The sequence below is a fragment of the Bacillus sp. EB01 genome (genome assembly GCF_000613125.1).
GTDB lineage: Bacteria > Bacillota > Bacilli > Bacillales > Cytobacillaceae > Bacillus_D.
Genome location: NZ_HG964497.1, coordinates 938,316 through 955,291 on the forward strand (window position 1 = coordinate 938,316; position 16,976 = coordinate 955,291).

The following is a 16,976-nucleotide window of genomic DNA, read 5'->3' on the forward strand; positions in this document are numbered from 1 at the left end:
AAGTCTTTACTTTATATAATCGGCAAGGAGCAGCCAATAGATTAGGATATTTCGTTATTTTTTTGCTTTTTATTTCATTTAACCACATAAATTCACAGCTTTGTAAAAAATATACATGAATTACCACGATTTTTGTCGATATCACGGACTGTCTTCCCGTACCTCGAATTGCAATCCTTTTAAATGCTATAATAGAGCCATATTCTTACTAAATTTGGCAACGACTTGAATAGGAGCTTTCATATGGAGAAACAAAAGACAGATTTCAAACCATTTATTTCATTATTATTATCAACCAATATACCAAAAGCAGCGCTCCTCGCCGGACTGACTGCTAGCATAATGACCACGCTGGCCGGGCTGGTGGTGCCACTTTTAACAAAAAATCTTGTAGACGGTTTCTCTGTTGAATCGTTGAGTGTCCCGTTAATTATTGGAATTGGTGCAGCATTTATCATCCAGGCTGTCATTAGCGGAATCTCCATCTACCTGCTCAGCTATACCGGGCAAAAAGTCGTGGCACGATTGCGTGAGCGGATGTGGTCAAAGCTATTGCGGTTACCGGTCGGTTTTTTTGACAAACAGTCTACCGGAGAAACTGTCAGCCGGGTCATCAATGATACGAGCGTCGTTCGCGAATTAATTACAAATCATTTTTCAAATTTTGTTACCGGAATTATTTCCATCATCGGGGCAATTGCCATTCTGCTTTTTATGGATTGGAAAATGACGCTGCTCATGCTGGTGTCAGTCCCGCTCACAATGGCTATCATGTTTCCGCTTGGGCGGAAAATGGCTGCAATATCCCGCGGGCTGCAAAACGAAACTGCAACGTTTACGGGCCAAATCACCCAGACTCTTGGAGAAATCCGGTTAATGAAGGCTTCGACTGCAGAGGAAATTGAAGAATTAAAGGGTAACGGCGGCATTCAGTCCTTGCTTGGTTATGGCCTAAAAGAAGCCCGGATTTTTGCGCTGATTGGTCCGATCATGTATCTTGTCGTCATGGTTGTTATCGTGATGATTATTGCTTACGGTGGATTACGGGTTGCCAACGGTACGATGTCAACAGGCTCCCTGATTGCATTTCTGCTCTATTTGTTCCAAATCATCATGCCTATTACATCGTTCGCGATGTTTTTCACTCAGATGCAAAAAGCAAAAGGAGCAACTGAGCGAATCATTACGATTTTGGAAGAGCCTCTCGAGGAAGGGCAGCAGGGTATTGAGTTGAACATCAGCAACCTCCCTGTTGAAATCGATAACGTCTCCTTTTCTTATGCCGAAGGTGAATCAGTTCTCGAGGGAGTTTCCGTCACAGCTGAACCCGGCCAGATGATAGCCTTCGCCGGGCCAAGCGGCGCCGGAAAAACCACGCTATTCGCGCTTCTCGAACGTTATTACGAACCGACCTCCGGAATCATCCGAATCGGCAGCATACCTATCAGTGAGCTTGCTTTATCGTCCTGGCGCAGCCAAATTGGCTACGTTTCTCAGGAAAGTGCGATGATGGCTGGCACCATCCGTGAAAATTTAACGTATGGACTCGTTGAGAAAGAGTCAATTGAAGATGAGCGTTTATGGGAAGTGGCCAGGATGGCTTATGCGGATGAATTCATTCAGGCATTTCCGAAAGGGCTGGATACCGAGGTTGGCGAGCGCGGCGTTAAGCTATCCGGCGGACAAAGGCAGAGAATTGCGATTGCAAGGGCATTTTTGCGGGATCCGAAAATCCTGATGATGGATGAGGCAACCGCGAGTCTTGACAGCCAATCAGAAAGTATGGTCCAACAAGCCTTGACCCGTCTGATGGAGGGCCGGACTACTTTCGTCATCGCACATAGATTATCGACCATCGTTAATGCGGACAAGATTGTCTTTTTTGAAAAAGGCAAGGTAACCGGGATTGGAACTCATACTGAGTTGACGCAATCACACCCACTTTACCGTGAATTTGCCGAGCAGCAACTGGCGAATTGATAAGTAAGTTGATGATAGTTATCTAGCTGGCGCTGTGGTACATTAAAGAAATAAAAGCGTAAGCGCCTTGCTCATCGCCGTACAAAATGGAGGGACTTCGACTGAGATAAAGGAATCACGAAGAGCGATAGCGATTCGATGGTGACTTATCGTAGGGAGGAGGCCTGAAGTTTGCAAGGCGATAGGCGCTGGAGCTAGATATGATGAGAAAGTTATAGGGAGTGGGGAATTCGGATGATAAAAACGATCTTGTTTGATGTAGATGGGGTGCTGTTAAGCGAGGAACATTATTTCGATGCCTCTGCACTCACAGTTTGGGAGCTGTTGTATAGCGAAAACTATCTTGGACTCGCTCCTGAAACATTCCACACCGATGTTCAGCAAGATGAAATTGATGAAATCAGACGTGAAATTTTTCAAGATGACAAGGTTCTGTCATTTATGAAAGCACGGGGCTTGAATGCCAACTGGGATATGATTTACATAACCTTCAGCTATCAGCTCATTCATCTGCTGTCGCAGCTTGACGACCAGGATAAGGTACTCACCTGGCTCAGCCGGGATTTAGACCGGGATGCCTTGATTGAGATTGGCGATACTCTGAAGGAGACCTCGGTTCAGCTTGATTTCGGACGCTTTATCGAGGACTTTGAAAGAACAGATGAAACGAAGCGAGGCCTGTTCCGGCATCTTGACAGACTTGTTTTTGAAAAAATCGGCATTGAAACATCGGCCTTCGGTGAAAAAGGAGTACTCTGGTCGGTCGGTGAGCACGTTTCCCAGGAATGGTATGTTGGCGATGACAATGTTTTGCATTCAACAGGCAGGCCATCTGTCCAAACCGGTAAGAAAGGGTTTCTCGCAAATGAAGCCACCCTCTGTCCTCAGGAACAGTTTGAGCAGTTGTTCGAACAGTTACTTGAAGCCGGCATTTCTATCGGAATTGGAACCGGGCGTCCAGAACTGGAAACTATTCAGCCGTTCGGCCATCTTGATTGGCTCAAGTATTTTGATGCAGACCATATTGTGACCGCTGATGACGTGCTTAAGGCTGAACGTCAGCTTCCTGAAAAAAAGTCACTGGCAAAGCCGCATCCGTACACGTTTATGCATGCCCTTCTTGGCAAAGGAACGAAGGCAGAGTCAGTCCTGGATTCCGTCTTGCCATTAGGGAATGGCAGCGAGATTATGGTTGTCGGGGATTCGCTGGCAGACCTGCTTGCTGCAAGGGAAATGGGCTGTACGTTTGCGGCGGTCCTGACTGGGCTGACTGGCGACAAGGCGAGGACTTTGTTCGAGGAGCATCAGGCGGATTATATTTTTGATAATGTACTTGGGGTGCTTGAAGCAATTCGGGATTAATTTAAAAAAACTGTACGGCCGTTATGAGGCCGTACAGCTTTTTTGTGTGGTGACTAATGACGACCCTGTGAGTGAAAATTGGCGGTGCGGTCGTCAATGGTGGTTCTTGATGACTCTGCTGAAAAAAATGTGACGGCACGGTCACCAATAGTGGCTCTTAACGACTCTGCTGAGAAAAAATGGGACGGCGCGGTCGTCAATAGAGCTTCTGAACGACCCTGCCGATTAACTAATGGATGGCACGGTCGTCAATGATGGTTCTTGACGATTTTGCCAGGATAAAATAGCTTCACTGTAACCCCCGCCTTATCGCTGCTCTGCTTCCCACCGAGCCACTTCTTCCCTAACGCGAGGTGCCACTTCCTTGCCCAATAGCTCAATTGATTTCATGACGTCCTCATGAGGCATCGTGCCGACAGGGCAATGCAGCATGAACCTCGTGACGCCAACATTCTTTCGCAAGTGAATGATTTTTTCCGCAACGGTATCAGGGTCTCCGACATACAATGCTCCCTCAAGACTGCGTGCAGCATCAAATGTCGAACGGGTATACTGGCCCCATCCTCTCTCCCTACCCAGTTTCGTCATTGCCTGTGCGGTTGATGGGAAAAATTTATCTGCTGCCTCTTCCGTACTTCCCCCCACAAATCCATGGGAATGCGAAGCAACTTTCAGCTTGGAACGGTCGTGTCCGGCATGCTCCGCTGCGCGGTAATAAAGATTGACAAGCGGGGCGAAATGCCTTGGGCTTCCGCCGATAATTGCGAGGACAAGCGGTAAGCCGAGCAATCCAGCCCGGGCTACCGATTCCTGATTGCCTCCGCTCCCGATCCAGATTGGCAATGGATCCTGGACTGGCCGTGGGTAGATACCCAAATTGTTGATGGCCGCACGGTGCTTGCCGCTCCAGGTGACCTTTTCGGATTGTTGCAGGTGTAGGAGCAAATCCAGCTTTTCCTCAAATAGTTCGTTGTAATCCTGCAAATCATATCCAAAGAGCGGGAACGATTCAATGAACGAACCCCTGCCTGCCATGATTTCTGCGCGGCCATTCGAAACTGCATCAAGGGTTGCGAAGTCCTGGAAGACACGGACAGGGTCGTCGGATGAAAGCACAGTGACCGCGCTCGTCAGCCGAATTCGTTTTGTCTGTGAGGCTGCCGCAGCCAGTACAACAGCAGGTGCTGAAGCGGCGTAATCCTCGCGGTGATGCTCCCCTACTCCAAATACGTCCAGCCCAACCTGGTCCGCTAAAATAATTTCTTCCACCACTTCGCGAATCCGCTGTGCATGGCTGATGACTTCGCCTGTTTGCGGGTCTGGTGTGGTTTCAACAAAGGTACTTATCCCTATTTCCATTATGATTTCCTCCCTTTATTTGGCTCGTTCCTAAAGCGATACGATAAACGTATCCTACCCTTCTACTATTTTCAACAAATGCGTGCTGGATTGATCAGGACGGTTTCTATTTTTTCTTTCTTTAAAATTCATGGAGTGTGGTTTTTCCTGTTTGGTTGTGGGTTGTGCTATCAGTTGAGCTTGGAATGGAGTTTGTCCTGAAAAATTGTAAAACTGTCCTGTAAAGTTTGGGAAATGTCCTGTATCTTCCGGGAAATGTCCTGTATATCGAAAAATCTGTCTTGATTCCATAAAAAGTTGTCTTGATTTATAAATCGGTTCAAGAGAAGCATATTTGATAAGGAACATTCTCAGGTGATTCCCACCGGTCCGCAACCGTTTGCTGAGCTGGACCATTTTAAATAATTTCAATTCAGTATTTTTCTCTGAATTAACAAGTTCCATCCTTCAATTCTTTTCAACAAAATGATGTCGAACAAAAAAACAGAAATTTCCGAAACTACTTTAGATTACAAGCGTACAAATAAAAGACTATATTAGTACGACTTTTCATCAACCATAATAAGGAGTTGGTTTGTATTAAAGCAATTGTGAGTAACCAATACGGGTCCCCTGATGTCCTAACATTAAAGGATGTAGAGAAGCCAATACCAAAGGATAATCAAGTGCTCGTGAGGATCCATGCCTCCTCTGTTAATTTTGGCAACCTCGTCCTTTTAAAAGGAGAGCCCTTCCTGGCCCGCTTCGTCTTCGGCCTTCGCAAACCAAAATACCCAATACCTGGCGGCGATATCGCTGGGCGGGTTGAGGCGGTAGGCAAAGATGTTACTCAATTCGCTCCTGATGACGAGGTGTTTGGCGATCTATCAAGCTCCGGCTGGGGCGGATATGCAGAGTATGTTGCTGTTCCTGAGCGTGCCCTCGCCTTGAAACCAGCCAATTTATCGTATGAAGAGGCAGCGGCGATCCCGATGGCAGCCGCGACCGCACTGCAGAGCCTGCGTGATAAAGGAAAAACTCAGGCCGGTAAAAAGGTGCTAATTAATGGGGCATCTGGCGGTGTTGGAACGTTTGCCGTCCAGATTGCTAAGGCGATGGGCGCAGAAGTAACTGCGGTATGCAGTACAAGGAATGCCGATATCGCTAAGGCAATCGGAGCCGACTATGTGATTGACTACAAAAAGGAAAACTTCACAGAAAAACCGGAGCGCTATGACCTGATTCTGGGTGTAAATGGACACCAGCCGATTTCTGCTTACAAACGAGTTTTAAAGGATAACGGTATTTTTGTCCATGTCGGGGGTTCGGAGTCCCAGATGTTCCAGGCAATGGCACTAGGCCCTTGGATTTCGATGACCAGCAATAAGAAGATTGGCAATTTCCTTCAGCGGCAAAATCAACACGACTTGATTGCAATTAAAGAGCTTGTGGAAGCAGGAAAATTAAAACCCATTATTGACCGTAAATACCAGCTTAGCGATATCGCTGATGCCTTCAGATATTTTTCAGAAGGGCATGCTCAGGGGAAAGTCGTTATTACAGTCTGACATACCGGTCGATTTCTTTCTCAGCTTACCCTTTTCCAAATTGCAGCATAAAAAATCCCCTCCAAATAGATGCGTGGAGGGGATTTTTTAATAATCACGTGCCAGGTTGTCTTACTTCGCTACAGTAACACTAACTGATTTACCATAGTTTCCAGCCTTGTCCTTCGCTTGGACAGTCAGCTTTGTGCCAGCTTTTTGTTTCTTGATTTTCACAGTATAATTACCGTATTTGTTCGCTGTTGCGTAGCCGACTACCTTGCTGCCAGCCTTTACGTAAACAGTGGAATAAGCTTCGGCTTTACCTGTAACGGTTGTGGAAGAAGCTTTCACTTTGTTTACTGTTGGAGCTGCCGGAGGAGTCTTGTCTACCACTGACACTGTTACAGAGACAGAGTTATTGCCAGCTTTGTCAGTAACGAACACAGTCAGTTTTGTACCAGCCTTTTGAGCTTTCTTCAACGTAACAGAGAAGCTGCCATACTTGTCGGCATTCGCATAGCCGAGGACAGTGGATCCCGCTTTTACAGTTACTTTGGAGCCAGCTTCTGCTTTACCGGTAACTTTCTTGTCGGAATCCTTAACAGTGTTTACAACCGGCTTCACTGGAGCTGTTTTATCAACAACTGTTACGGAGGTTGCTTCACTTACATTTCCAGCTTTGTCGGCAACGGTTACTGTCAGAACAGTTCCTGCCGGCTGAGCAGCCTTCAATGTAACGGAGAAGCTGCCGTTCTTATCAACAACACCCGTTCCAAGAACTGTAGAACCTTTTTTAACAGTTACTTTGCCATCGACTTCCGATTTACCAGTAACTTTCTTATCATTATCACGAACCTGGTTTACGAACGGCTTATTTGGAGCAGCTTTGTCCACCACTTTTACTACAGTAGCAGTACTAACGTTTCCAACCAAGTCTGTTGCTACAACCGAAATTTCAGTATCAGCAGCCTGCTTTTCGATAGTAATCGAGAATGCACCTGCATTGTCAGCAGTCGAACGGCCAATTTCAGCATCGGCAACTTTTGCAACAACCGTTGCACCAGCTTCCGCAGTTCCAGTAATTGCAGTGCTATCAGTTGTAACTTCATTTACAACAGGAGCTGTGGTTGTAGTATCAACAACCTTCAAGTGACGGCCTTCAATTTGTGCAGTGAACGGTTTAGGCTGTGCAGCAACATAATTGACAAGTCCGTCAAGGTCAGTTGGCCCAATTTCAGGGTTTTTCCCGCCTAGTAGGGCAGTATAGTTATCGCCGCCGCCTGCCATGAAGTTATTTACTGTTACAGTGTAATCTTTATTTAAATCAATCTTGCTTCCATCTGGAAGGAATACATCAACAACGCGGTTACCCATTGGCAACTGCTCGGACCAAGTGTATTTCAAACCAGCGATTTGAAGCATTCTAACTTTATTTGGAGTCCACTGTTGGTTCAGAAGGTCTTTTACCTGCTGGCCAGTCAGAGTCATTTTCACAAGATCGTTGCCGAATGGCTGGATTGTGAACAATTCACCCCAAGTGATTTCACCCGCATTGAGGTCAGCACGGATTCCGCCTGGGTTCATAAATGCAAAGTCTGAGCCCATTTCAGCTTTCATTGCATCGGCAATAACATTACCGAGTACAGACTCACCATGCTCGTTTTGATCATCTTTCATTTCAACAGCTGCTTCACCAATTACACGATCGATGATTGGGGAAACAATTGCTTTGTAGCTGTCAACCTTTGCCTTTACAGCTGCATCAGGAGTTACACCATTCTGGAATGTTGTAACAACACTTGCACGCTTTTCAACGATATCACCAGTTACAGGATCGATTTCAATGTCTACATCCGCAAAAGCAGTACCGGAAGAATAAGCTTGAACAAGTAGTTTGTTATCAACTAACGCATTTGTATACGCATGGTTGTGCGCGCCAAAGATAACATCTACTTCATCATCTACCTGGTTGGCAAAATCAACGATCTCGCCAGAAGCGTTTGTGCCGTCTGTATTGGAAACTCCAGGGTTGTGAGCAAGAACTACAATTGCTTCAACGCCTTTGGACTTCAACTCAGCAGCGTACTTATTGATTTGAGGTACTTCGTCAAGGAACTTAACTCCCGCAGTACCCGCAGGTGTTACAATGCTTGGTGTATCGGAAAGCGTGACGCCGATGAAACCAACCTTCGCGCTGCCTACTTCTTTCACTACATACGGATCAAAAATTAGCTCATTGGTTTCCGAGTTTACGATATTCCCAGAAACATATGGGAAGTCAACACCTTTGAAAACGCCGAATTGATCGTATGTTTTAGGATGGCGTCCGCCGTCAATCAAGCGCATCATTTCTGCTACGCCTTCATCAAATTCATGGTTTCCAACAGTACCAACATCGAAACCAAGGTCATTTAAGAATTCCATTGTAGGCTCGTCCTGCAGAAGGGCCGATGTCGGAGAGCTGGCTCCAACTGCGTCTCCAGAGTGAACCATCAATGTATTTGGATTTGTTCTTTCACGCTGCTTCAAGTAAGAAGCTAGATATTCAGCTCCGCCGGCAACTTTTCCGCTTACAACTTTTGTTGTATCAAGCTGGCCGTGGAAATCGTTAATTCCCAAAAGCTGAACTTTAATGTTCGCTGGTGGAGCCTGGAAAAGGTCGATGGAGTACTTACCCCATGTTCCTTTTGAATCAGAAGTACTACCAGTATATTTGATGTTTGTTGTATCAGCAGTGAATCCTTGTGCTTCATCAGATGGTGAAGATTTAAAGAACAGGTCAACTTCTTTGTTGATTGGCTTAATGCTCCAGTTGCCATCCGCCGAAGGATCGATGGAAGGTTGAGTCATGATGTAATCCATCAAGATTTGGCGATTCTCGTCTGGTGAATCAATAACAATCTTTGCTTTTCCGCCAGCTAGGCCAGGGAAGTTACCGCCGCCTGTTGCACGGTAGTTGTTTGTGGCAACTAGGAACTTCTGTGCTGGGTCAACTTTCGTGCCATCCAGCAGGCGAAGATTTTTGATACGGCTTGAGTTTGCATTATTGATTGATCCGTCTGGTTTGTACTTAGCTGGTACAGTGATATCAATTTCATACTTGACACCGTCGATTACGTCATAATTGAATGTTTCAAAAGCAGAGTTGATAATGTCTTGTGAATCAGAAGACTCAAGGTTCACTTCATTGAATTGTGCCGCTGACATTTCAAGCCACTCTTTAACTTGTGCTCCAGTCAATTCAACAGCCTTCAATGTGTTAGGGTACAAATAAAGGTCATTTGCACTCTTGATTGTCAGGTCACCTTTTTGAATGTACGTATAATCGTTTGGACCTCCACGGCCGGCTTTAAACGGTGCACCTGCAGAAAGGATTGGTACATTCTTATATTCAGGAAGGTTTTTCGCAACATAGTTTTCAACATACCAAGTCTGTGCGTTGTTTACGATTTGGATAGTGGGATCATCCTGCACACGTGCAAAATAGCTGTACATTGGTGCGTTTGTTGTTCCAATTTTTGTATTTACAAATTGGATTGTTTCTTCGTGCTCAGTCTTTACAGCGTCTGCAATAGCTTGAACAGGAGTAGCTTTTGCAATTTTCTTTGAGCTGCCATCTGCTTGCTTCTCAGTTACAAATACTGGCCTTGAAGCAGACTTTGAGCCTGTTACTTCCCATTTGCCATTTACTTGCTCAATTTTCATGTCAATGACACCAAGGTTGTTGCCCCAGTTACCTGCCTCAACAGCTGCAACACCATTGATTGTGCCGTTTGTAGCATCAACGCCGTTTACATTAGCAAAGTCAGGAGCTGTACCTGGGAATACTACGTGCTTGTGTCCGAAAAGAATCGCGTCGATATCTGTTACCTTGCTCAAAGGAAGAACAGCATTTTCCGCATCTTTGTAGGCTTCTGCTGTAGCGTCAAATCCAGTGTGCGCAAGAGCTACTACAAGGTCAGCACCTTCAGCTTTCATTTGCGGCACGAATTTTTCAGCGGTTGCAACTATGTCCTTAACTTTTACTTGGCCTTCAAGGTTCGCCTTATCCCACTGCATAATTTGAGGAGTTACGAGCCCGATGACACCAACCTTAAGCTCTACATTATTGCCGTTGCTGTCCTTAAAGGTTCGTTTAAGGATTTGGTACGGCTTATATTTATTTGCATCATTGGTATTGTCGTTATCTTTGTCATCAGCATAAATATTGGCGTTTACATAAGGAAACTTAGCTTCCTCAATTGCATTGTGAAGGAAATCCAAGCCATAGTTAAACTCATGGTTTCCGAATGTAGCAGCATCATAGTCCAACAGGTTCATAGCCTTATAGACAGGGTGTGTTTCAGTTGCGCCAAGTTTTTTCACTTTGGCAATGTAATCGGCAAGAGGATTACCTTGTAGTAGGTCCCCATTGTCAAAAAGCAGGGAGTTTTGTTTCTCAGCACGGGCAGTATTAATCAGATCCGCAGTCCTGGTGAGTCCGTACTCGATTGTTGACTTTGTTTGATAGTAATCATAGTCCATAATATTGGCATGGACATCAGTTGTCTCCAAAATCCTAAGATCAATTGATCCGGGAGCCGTCTCGGCATTCGCGGACAAGCTGCCTATAGGGGAGAGAATCGTGCTGGCCAGAACAGCAGCAGCCGTTACCTTGCTAAACATCCCTAAGTTCTTTTTCTTCATGAAAGAACGCTCCTTAAATAGAATAAAATAGTTAATCCTACTAAAAAACTGTTCTCCTTTCCGATTTTCTATCAATTAGCAAATAATAGTTCAAGAGGTATGACGTATTACCTGTTAACCGCTTACATATTATACAACCTAGTAAACTAGAATAATAGATATTGTCGAATGATTTTAAAAAATTTTTACATTGCAAAATTACTCATAATTCGACTCTACTCAAGCTATTAAAATGAGCTCCCTCCGATAAAAAAATCGCAAAAAAAGAACGCACATCTGAATGTGCGTTCAAGTTATTTAATGATCTGGATACAATTCCAACAACTGCGCTTCCTTCAATCCGTCGATGGCGGTCAAGCCTTGTAAGACCTCATGGCTGATTGGTTTATCAAGTGTCAGTACCATAATGGCCTCGCCGCCGACATCGGCCCGGCCTACCTGCATCGTACCAATATTAATTTGGTGATCCCCCAGAAGTGCACCTACTCTGCCGATCATCCCGGGAACATCATGATGATTAATGAATAACAGATGGCGTTCAGGGCGGACATCGACACGGTACTTATTAATCTTCACAATCCGTTCGCCATATCCATTGAGAACTGTGGCACCAATGCAAGCTTTTCTGTTTCCGTTTGAGACCGTCACTTCCACATAATTCGCAAAGCCTTTATTATTTGTGTTTTTCCGCACAGTGTGCGGAACTCCATGCTCGTTTAAAAGGTGCAGGGCATTTACCAGATTTACAGAATCGCTCAGGTGATGGGTCAGCACTCCTTTTACAATCGACCTTGAAATAAGGTCTGTGTCTTCCTTAATCAAATCTCCGTAGTAATCAATGTCGATTTTATTGGGTGCTTCGTGCAACAGCTGGATAACAAGCTGGCCGACCTGTTCCCCAAGCCGGAGATATGGCTGCAGGCTCTTCATCGCTTCAGTGGAGATTTGCGGCATGTTGACAGCATGGCGGACAACCTTTGATTGAAGAATTTCAATGATTTCCTCACTAACCTCTTCAGCGACCTTTTCCTGTGCTTCGACTGTCGATGCCCCAAGATGTGGGGTGGTAATGATTCGCGGGTGATTGAGCAGTCCGCTGTTGGTAGGCGGCTCTGTCTGGAATACATCAAGGGCAGCCCCTGCCACATGACCGTCATTGATTGACCTCACCAGTGCTTCCTCGTCGATAATCCCGCCTCTTGCACAGTTAATAAACCTGACACCCCTTTTTGTTTTTGCCAAAAATTCATCATCCACCAGATTTCGGGTCGCATTAATAAGCGGTGTGTGAATCGTAATAAAATCGGAATTTCTTGCAATTTCATCGATTGTTGCCTTGACGATTCCAAGTTTGGCTGCGCGCTCTTCGGTCAGATAGGGGTCAAAGCCGAGAATCTCCATTCCAAAGCTTTTTGCCCGCTTGGCAACCTCAGTACCGATTTTACCCATACCGATGACTCCTAAAGTTTTCCTGTATAATTCGACTCCCTGGAAGGCACCGCGGTTCCATTCACCTTTGGATGTAATCTCGTGGGCCTGCGGGATATTACGGGCGAGCGCAAGCAGCATCGCCAACGTGTGCTCAGTAGCAGCAATGGTATTCCCGCCAGGCGCGTTAATGACAAGAATTCCTTTGCGTGTCGCCGCGCTCACATCAATGTTATCTACACCGACCCCGGCCCGGGCAATCACCTTTAGGCGGTCCGCCTTCTGAATGATGTCCTCGGTTACCTTTGTTTGGCTGCGGACAATTAATGCATCATAATGATGGATTTGCTCAACAAGATCGGAGTGCGGAAGGCCAACCTGCTTATCTACGGTGAAAAGAGGATGTTCATATAAAGCTTGAAGCCCGCTATCACTAATACTATCTGTAATCAACACCTTAAACATTATTCTGCCTCCCCACTGGTTATTCAAAATTTGTTGTCTTTTGAAGCTTGGTTTTGGTTTTTTAGTCGTTCATATTTTCTTTCCCGATTTGTTTTAAAAAACGCGATTCAAGTTCGTACCCATTCGTTTTGCTCTTGCTTTAACAAGCTCTTAAGCCAAACTTCCTTAGCTTTTGAGGTTGCTGCTCCAAGCACTTCCTTTTCGCCTAGCTGAGCGAGTGCCAATTCCATCCCTGTTAAAACCTTCATCACATCAAACGGTGTGCAATAACCCATATGGCCAATGCGGATGATTTCTCCTTTCAGCTTTTTCTGGCCGCCCGCGATGGTAATGGCAAACTGGTCCTGCAGCACTTTTTTCAGCTGCCTGGTTTTTTCATTGTTGGTCACGATTGCTGTCACGGTAGAGGATGCATCCTCATCGCTTGTCAGCAGCGGCATGCCCAATGCTTTAACCCCTTCACGGACCATTTCCTTAAGCAGAAGGTGACGGGAAACAACATGGTCAAAACCTTCCTCCTCGAGCATCCTGCAAACCTCGAGCGCTCCGTATATCAATGAGACAGCTGGCGTAAATGGCGTCGACGTTTCTTTTTCAAAAGAAGAGAAGTAGCGGTTTAAATCAAGGTAAAACCGTTTTGTCTTACAGGCAGAGATGGCGGAGCGCGCCTTATCACTGGTTGCGATGAATGCGAGTCCTGGAGGGAGCATGAGAGCTTTCTGGGAACCTGCTGCCAGAATGTCAATGTGCCAGGCTTCCATATCCACGTTTACTGCGCCAATGCAGCTAACTCCATCAACAATAAATAACGCGTCAGACTGCTCCTTGACTACATCACCCAGCGCCTTTATTGGGTTGAACACACCTGTCGAGGTTTCACAATAGGTAGCGAAAACCGCCTTAACACTGACGTTGATTTTTTTAAAAAAATCATCAAGTTCCAGTGCGGAGCAGGTTTTCCCCCATTCTATTTCAAGTCGGTACACATTAGCACCGAATGACTCACAAATGCTGGCGAACCGGTCCCCGAATGCTCCTGTTACGATGACAATCACATGGTCGCCTTCCTCCACCACGTTGGCTGCTGCTGTTTCCAGGGCGGCCGTCCCACTTCCAGAAATGACTGTCACGGGATTTTCCGAGCCGAATGCTGGTCGGAGGCGTAACGATACCTCTTCAAGAAGGCTCGAGAACTGTTTACTGCGATGCGCAATCATCGGCTGGTTCATCGCATGCTTCACTCGTTCTGGAACTGGCGTGGGTCCCGGGGTAAATAAAGCTTGCTGGTCAATCATCATCCTTCATCATTCCCTCCGCTAATTATCTTCCAATACAAAACCATAGGCGCAAGAAAACAAAATAAAAACGCCCCCCATAACAGAGCATGCGTCTGTTATGAGGGGCGTGGAATAACGCGGTGCCACCCTCATTCGTTGCCAGTCAAAAGGCAACCTCAGGAAAGATAACGGCTTTCACCGTGTCCGCCTACTTTATTGTTCAGCAGACCAGTTCAGAAGTGCTGGGCTTTAATAAGAAAGGCATCGGTTCACAGCGGCCACCGACTCTCTGGGACTCCTTCTTATAGCCGTCTTCATCAGTACTTTTAGAATATACAGAAAACTTTAACTCAATTATTGCCTTTTGTAAAGACCTATTTGTATGAAAAAGTTTGTTTTTGATACAACTAATAGGGTAAGAGCATAAAAATTATAGTAAAAAAGCTTGTCGATTTGATGATTTCACGATAAACTTACTTTGATAAACCTACTTATATAAAGTAACTTAATTTAGCTAATATAACTGGAGGACTACCATTGATACATGAAAATAACAACTCCTTCGAGATCGGCCTTTACACCCTTGGGGATATTTGTCCTGACCCTCATACAGGAAAAACAATTAGTGCGGGAGAGCGCCTCAAAGAAATTATGGCTGCTGCAAAGCTAGCAGATGAGGCAGGCCTTGATATTTTTGGAGTTGGGGAGCACCACCGCCTCGATTATTCCGTGTCTACTCCAGCTGTCGTCCTTGCCGGTATTGCCCAGCAAACAAAACGGATTAAACTGACAAGCACCACGACTGTTTTGAGTACGATTGATCCGGTTCGTTTGTTCGAGGATTTCGCAACACTGGATTTAATCTCGGATGGGCGCGCAGAAATCATTGCCGGCCGGGGAGCATTCATTGAGTCATTCCCTCTGTTCGGTTATAGCCTCGATGATTATGATGAATTGTTTTCGGAAAATATGGAATTGCTGCTTAAGCTTAACCAGAACGAACGGGTTAGCTGGGAAGGCAAGTTTCGGTCTCCAATAAACAATGCTGAAATCGCCCCTCGACCTTACCAAAAAGAGCTGCCAGTCTGGATTGGCGTAGGCGGTTCACCTGAGAGCGCAATTCGCGCCGGAAAACTCGGTGTTGGCATGGCGATGGCCATCCTTGGAGGCGACCCAATCCGGTTCAAAGCACTTGCCGATATTTATCGCCAGGCAGGATTGGAATCTGGCCACCCTGAGGAGCGCCTAAAGCTGGGTGTAACCGGCCACGGATTTATCGCAAAAACAACCCAGCAGGCAAAGGATGAGTTTTATCCTTACTATTCAAATTACTGGAAATATGTAAACGGCCAGCGGGGAATGGCTACAAGCATTTCGAGAAATGACTTTGACAAAATGGCCGGCCCGGATACTGCACTTTTCGTAGGCAGCCCGCAACAAATTATTGAAAAGGTTCTTCATCAGCACGAACTCTTTGGACATACAAGATTCCTTGCCCAGATAGACATTGGCGCCGTTCCATTTAAGAAGATTGTAGAGGGTATCGAGCTGCTGGCAACTGAAGTCGCACCAGTTTTACGAAGGGAATTGAATAAGCGCTAAATAATCCGACGGTTTGGAGTGTTAATTCGGCGATTCCAGAAATAATTCTGCGATTTTGAAATTAATTCGGCGGTTTTTTAAAAAGAAGTATCCAGCCGACAGGGTCGGCTGGATAATTCTATGTTCGGCCTGGTGCTGCCCATTTCACTGCGTTTATGATAACTTTTTGGATATATTTGTTTTGGTAGGTCGGGAACGTCTCGTGTCCTGGACGAAAATAGAAAATCCTCCCCTTCCCGCGGGTAAACGTACAACCGCTTCGGAACACTTCCCCACCGGTAAACCAGCTTATGAAGACAAGTTCGTCCGGCTGTGGGATATCGAAGTGCTCGCCGTACATCTCCTCTTGCTCTAGCTCGATGACCTCTGGAATCCCATTGGCAATCGGGTGGCCCGGTTCGACTACCCATAGCCGTTCCTTGTCGTCTGCTTCTCGCCATTTCAAACTGCAGTCAGTTCCCATAAGCTTTTTGAAAATTTTTGAGTAATGGGCAGAATGCAAGGCAATCAGGCCCATTCCTTCCAAAACGCGGTGCTTCACTTTTTCAACAATTTCATCCCTTACTTCCTCATGGGATTGATGCCCCCACCAAATTAAAACGTCCGTATTTTGCAGTACTTCGTCAGTTAATCCGTGCTCTGGCTCATCAAGCGTTGCTGTTGTGACAGACTCAATTCCCGCTTTCTCAAGAAATCGTTTAATTATAGTATGTATTCCTTCCGGATAAATCTCCTTTACGGGAAGATCGTTCTTTTCATGACGGAATTCATTCCAGATGGTTACTTTCATATTGATTACCTCCTATCTATTGAAACGTTCCCTTCTCTGCCAAGTGCTAACCACTTCGGAGAAAAAAAGCAGCTGGGCATCTTGCCTTTTGCAGAAAGTGGATTTCAGGAAAAATTATGTGTAATCTTTATAGTTTGCTATTCTATGAGACTTTCGTTAATATACTATACATGTACTAGATGATGGTGATTTTAATAAAATAACAACTATATATAGTATTGCCTTGAGATTGGATGCCATTGGGCTTAATAGGGAATCCGGTGAAATGCCGGAACTGCCCCCGCAACTGTAAATGCGACGAAATGAACAAACCACTTTGCAACGTGCTTGGATGTCAGGTGCCTGCAGGGGAAGGGTTCAAAGTAGGTTGAAGCATAAGTCAGGAGACCTGTCCATCTTAAGCTGTTTCACTTTCTCGGGGATTGGGAAGATGAAACGATGGCACTCAGCAGGGTCCTGTGTACGCTTTTTTCGCCCTCACCTGAGGTGATCGTTTCATCC

The 16,976-nt window shown here is 45.6% G+C and carries 10 protein-coding genes, 1 riboswitch and 1 other annotated feature; of the genes, 4 read left to right on the top strand and 6 right to left on the bottom strand.

Translation table 11 applies throughout. The features are described from left to right. Window positions 1-243: 243 nt before the first annotated feature. Window positions 244-1,980, top strand: a complete 1,737-nt coding sequence (locus TY16_RS04215; protein WP_043930515.1) for an ABC transporter ATP-binding protein — start codon at window positions 244-246, stop codon at window positions 1,978-1,980. 234 nt (window positions 1,981-2,214) lie between these two features. Beyond that, window positions 2,215-3,342: an HAD family hydrolase gene (locus tag TY16_RS04220; protein WP_043930516.1), complete on the top strand. Its 1,128-nt coding sequence runs from the start codon at window positions 2,215-2,217 to the stop codon at window positions 3,340-3,342. Between the two features lie 306 nt (window positions 3,343-3,648). Here the strand turns inward: TY16_RS04220 and TY16_RS04225 are convergent, their stop codons facing one another. Both TY16_RS04225 and TY16_RS04230 read right to left on the bottom strand, forming a co-directional pair. Continuing rightward, on the bottom strand, window positions 3,649-4,701 hold the full coding sequence (locus TY16_RS04225; protein ID WP_043930517.1) for an LLM class flavin-dependent oxidoreductase: 1,053 nt from the start codon (window positions 4,699-4,701) through the stop codon (window positions 3,649-3,651). 54 nt (window positions 4,702-4,755) lie between these two features. Next, window positions 4,756-5,145: a hypothetical protein gene (locus tag TY16_RS04230; protein ID WP_043930518.1), complete on the bottom strand. Its 390-nt coding sequence runs from the start codon at window positions 5,143-5,145 to the stop codon at window positions 4,756-4,758. Window positions 5,146-5,279: 134 nt separating this feature from the next. Here TY16_RS04230 and TY16_RS04235 point away from each other — a divergent pair, with 134 nt between their 5' ends. After that, window positions 5,280-6,248 carry an NAD(P)-dependent alcohol dehydrogenase gene (locus tag TY16_RS04235; RefSeq protein WP_043934498.1) on the top strand — a complete coding sequence of 323 codons (969 nt, stop codon included), beginning with the start codon at window positions 5,280-5,282 and terminating at the stop codon, window positions 6,246-6,248. 111 nt (window positions 6,249-6,359) lie between these two features. On the opposite strand, the gene TY16_RS04240 is transcribed toward TY16_RS04235, so the two are convergent. The 3 genes from TY16_RS04240 to TY16_RS04250 all read right to left on the bottom strand — a co-directional run bounded on the left by TY16_RS04240 (window position 6,360) and on the right by TY16_RS04250 (window position 14,104). Continuing rightward, entirely contained in the window at window positions 6,360-10,913 is a 4,554-nt protein-coding gene (locus tag TY16_RS04240; protein WP_081772880.1) for a bifunctional 2',3'-cyclic-nucleotide 2'-phosphodiesterase/3'-nucleotidase, read from the bottom strand. A gap of 297 nt (window positions 10,914-11,210) precedes the next feature. Then, window positions 11,211-12,806 carry a phosphoglycerate dehydrogenase gene (serA, locus tag TY16_RS04245; protein ID WP_043930519.1) on the bottom strand — a complete coding sequence of 532 codons (1,596 nt, stop codon included), beginning with the start codon at window positions 12,804-12,806 and terminating at the stop codon, window positions 11,211-11,213. Window positions 12,807-12,913: 107 nt separating this feature from the next. After that, window positions 12,914-14,104 carry a pyridoxal-phosphate-dependent aminotransferase family protein gene (locus TY16_RS04250; RefSeq protein ID WP_043930520.1) on the bottom strand — a complete coding sequence of 397 codons (1,191 nt, stop codon included), beginning with the start codon at window positions 14,102-14,104 and terminating at the stop codon, window positions 12,914-12,916. 97 nt (window positions 14,105-14,201) lie between these two features. Next, window positions 14,202-14,413, bottom strand: a binding site (T-box leader). Window positions 14,414-14,620: 207 nt separating this feature from the next. Between TY16_RS04250 and TY16_RS04255 the strand changes: the two genes are divergently transcribed. Then, window positions 14,621-15,685 carry an LLM class flavin-dependent oxidoreductase gene (locus tag TY16_RS04255; protein ID WP_043930522.1) on the top strand — a complete coding sequence of 355 codons (1,065 nt, stop codon included), beginning with the start codon at window positions 14,621-14,623 and terminating at the stop codon, window positions 15,683-15,685. A 118-nt stretch (window positions 15,686-15,803) separates the two neighbouring features. On the opposite strand, the gene TY16_RS04260 is transcribed toward TY16_RS04255, so the two are convergent. After that, a complete protein-coding gene (locus tag TY16_RS04260) occupies window positions 15,804-16,475 on the bottom strand; it encodes a ThuA domain-containing protein (protein ID WP_043930523.1) in 672 nt (223 codons plus the stop codon). 213 nt (window positions 16,476-16,688) lie between these two features. Beyond that, a riboswitch (cobalamin riboswitch) is annotated at window positions 16,689-16,885 on the top strand. The last annotated feature ends 91 nt before the right edge of the window (window positions 16,886-16,976 follow it).

Coding starts and splice junctions, on each gene's coding strand:
- TY16_RS04215 (WP_043930515.1), top strand. CDS start 244: ATGGAGAAACAAAAGACAGATTTCAAACCATTTATTTCATTATTATTA.
- TY16_RS04220 (WP_043930516.1), top strand. CDS start 2,215: ATGATAAAAACGATCTTGTTTGATGTAGATGGGGTGCTGTTAAGCGAG.
- TY16_RS04225 (WP_043930517.1), bottom strand. CDS start 4,701: ATGGAAATAGGGATAAGTACCTTTGTTGAAACCACACCAGACCCGCAA.
- TY16_RS04230 (WP_043930518.1), bottom strand. CDS start 5,145: ATGGAACTTGTTAATTCAGAGAAAAATACTGAATTGAAATTATTTAAA.
- TY16_RS04240 (WP_081772880.1), bottom strand. CDS start 10,913: ATGAAGAAAAAGAACTTAGGGATGTTTAGCAAGGTAACGGCTGCTGCT.
- serA (WP_043930519.1), bottom strand. CDS start 12,806: ATGTTTAAGGTGTTGATTACAGATAGTATTAGTGATAGCGGGCTTCAA.
- TY16_RS04250 (WP_043930520.1), bottom strand. CDS start 14,104: ATGATGATTGACCAGCAAGCTTTATTTACCCCGGGACCCACGCCAGTT.
- TY16_RS04260 (WP_043930523.1), bottom strand. CDS start 16,475: ATGAAAGTAACCATCTGGAATGAATTCCGTCATGAAAAGAACGATCTT.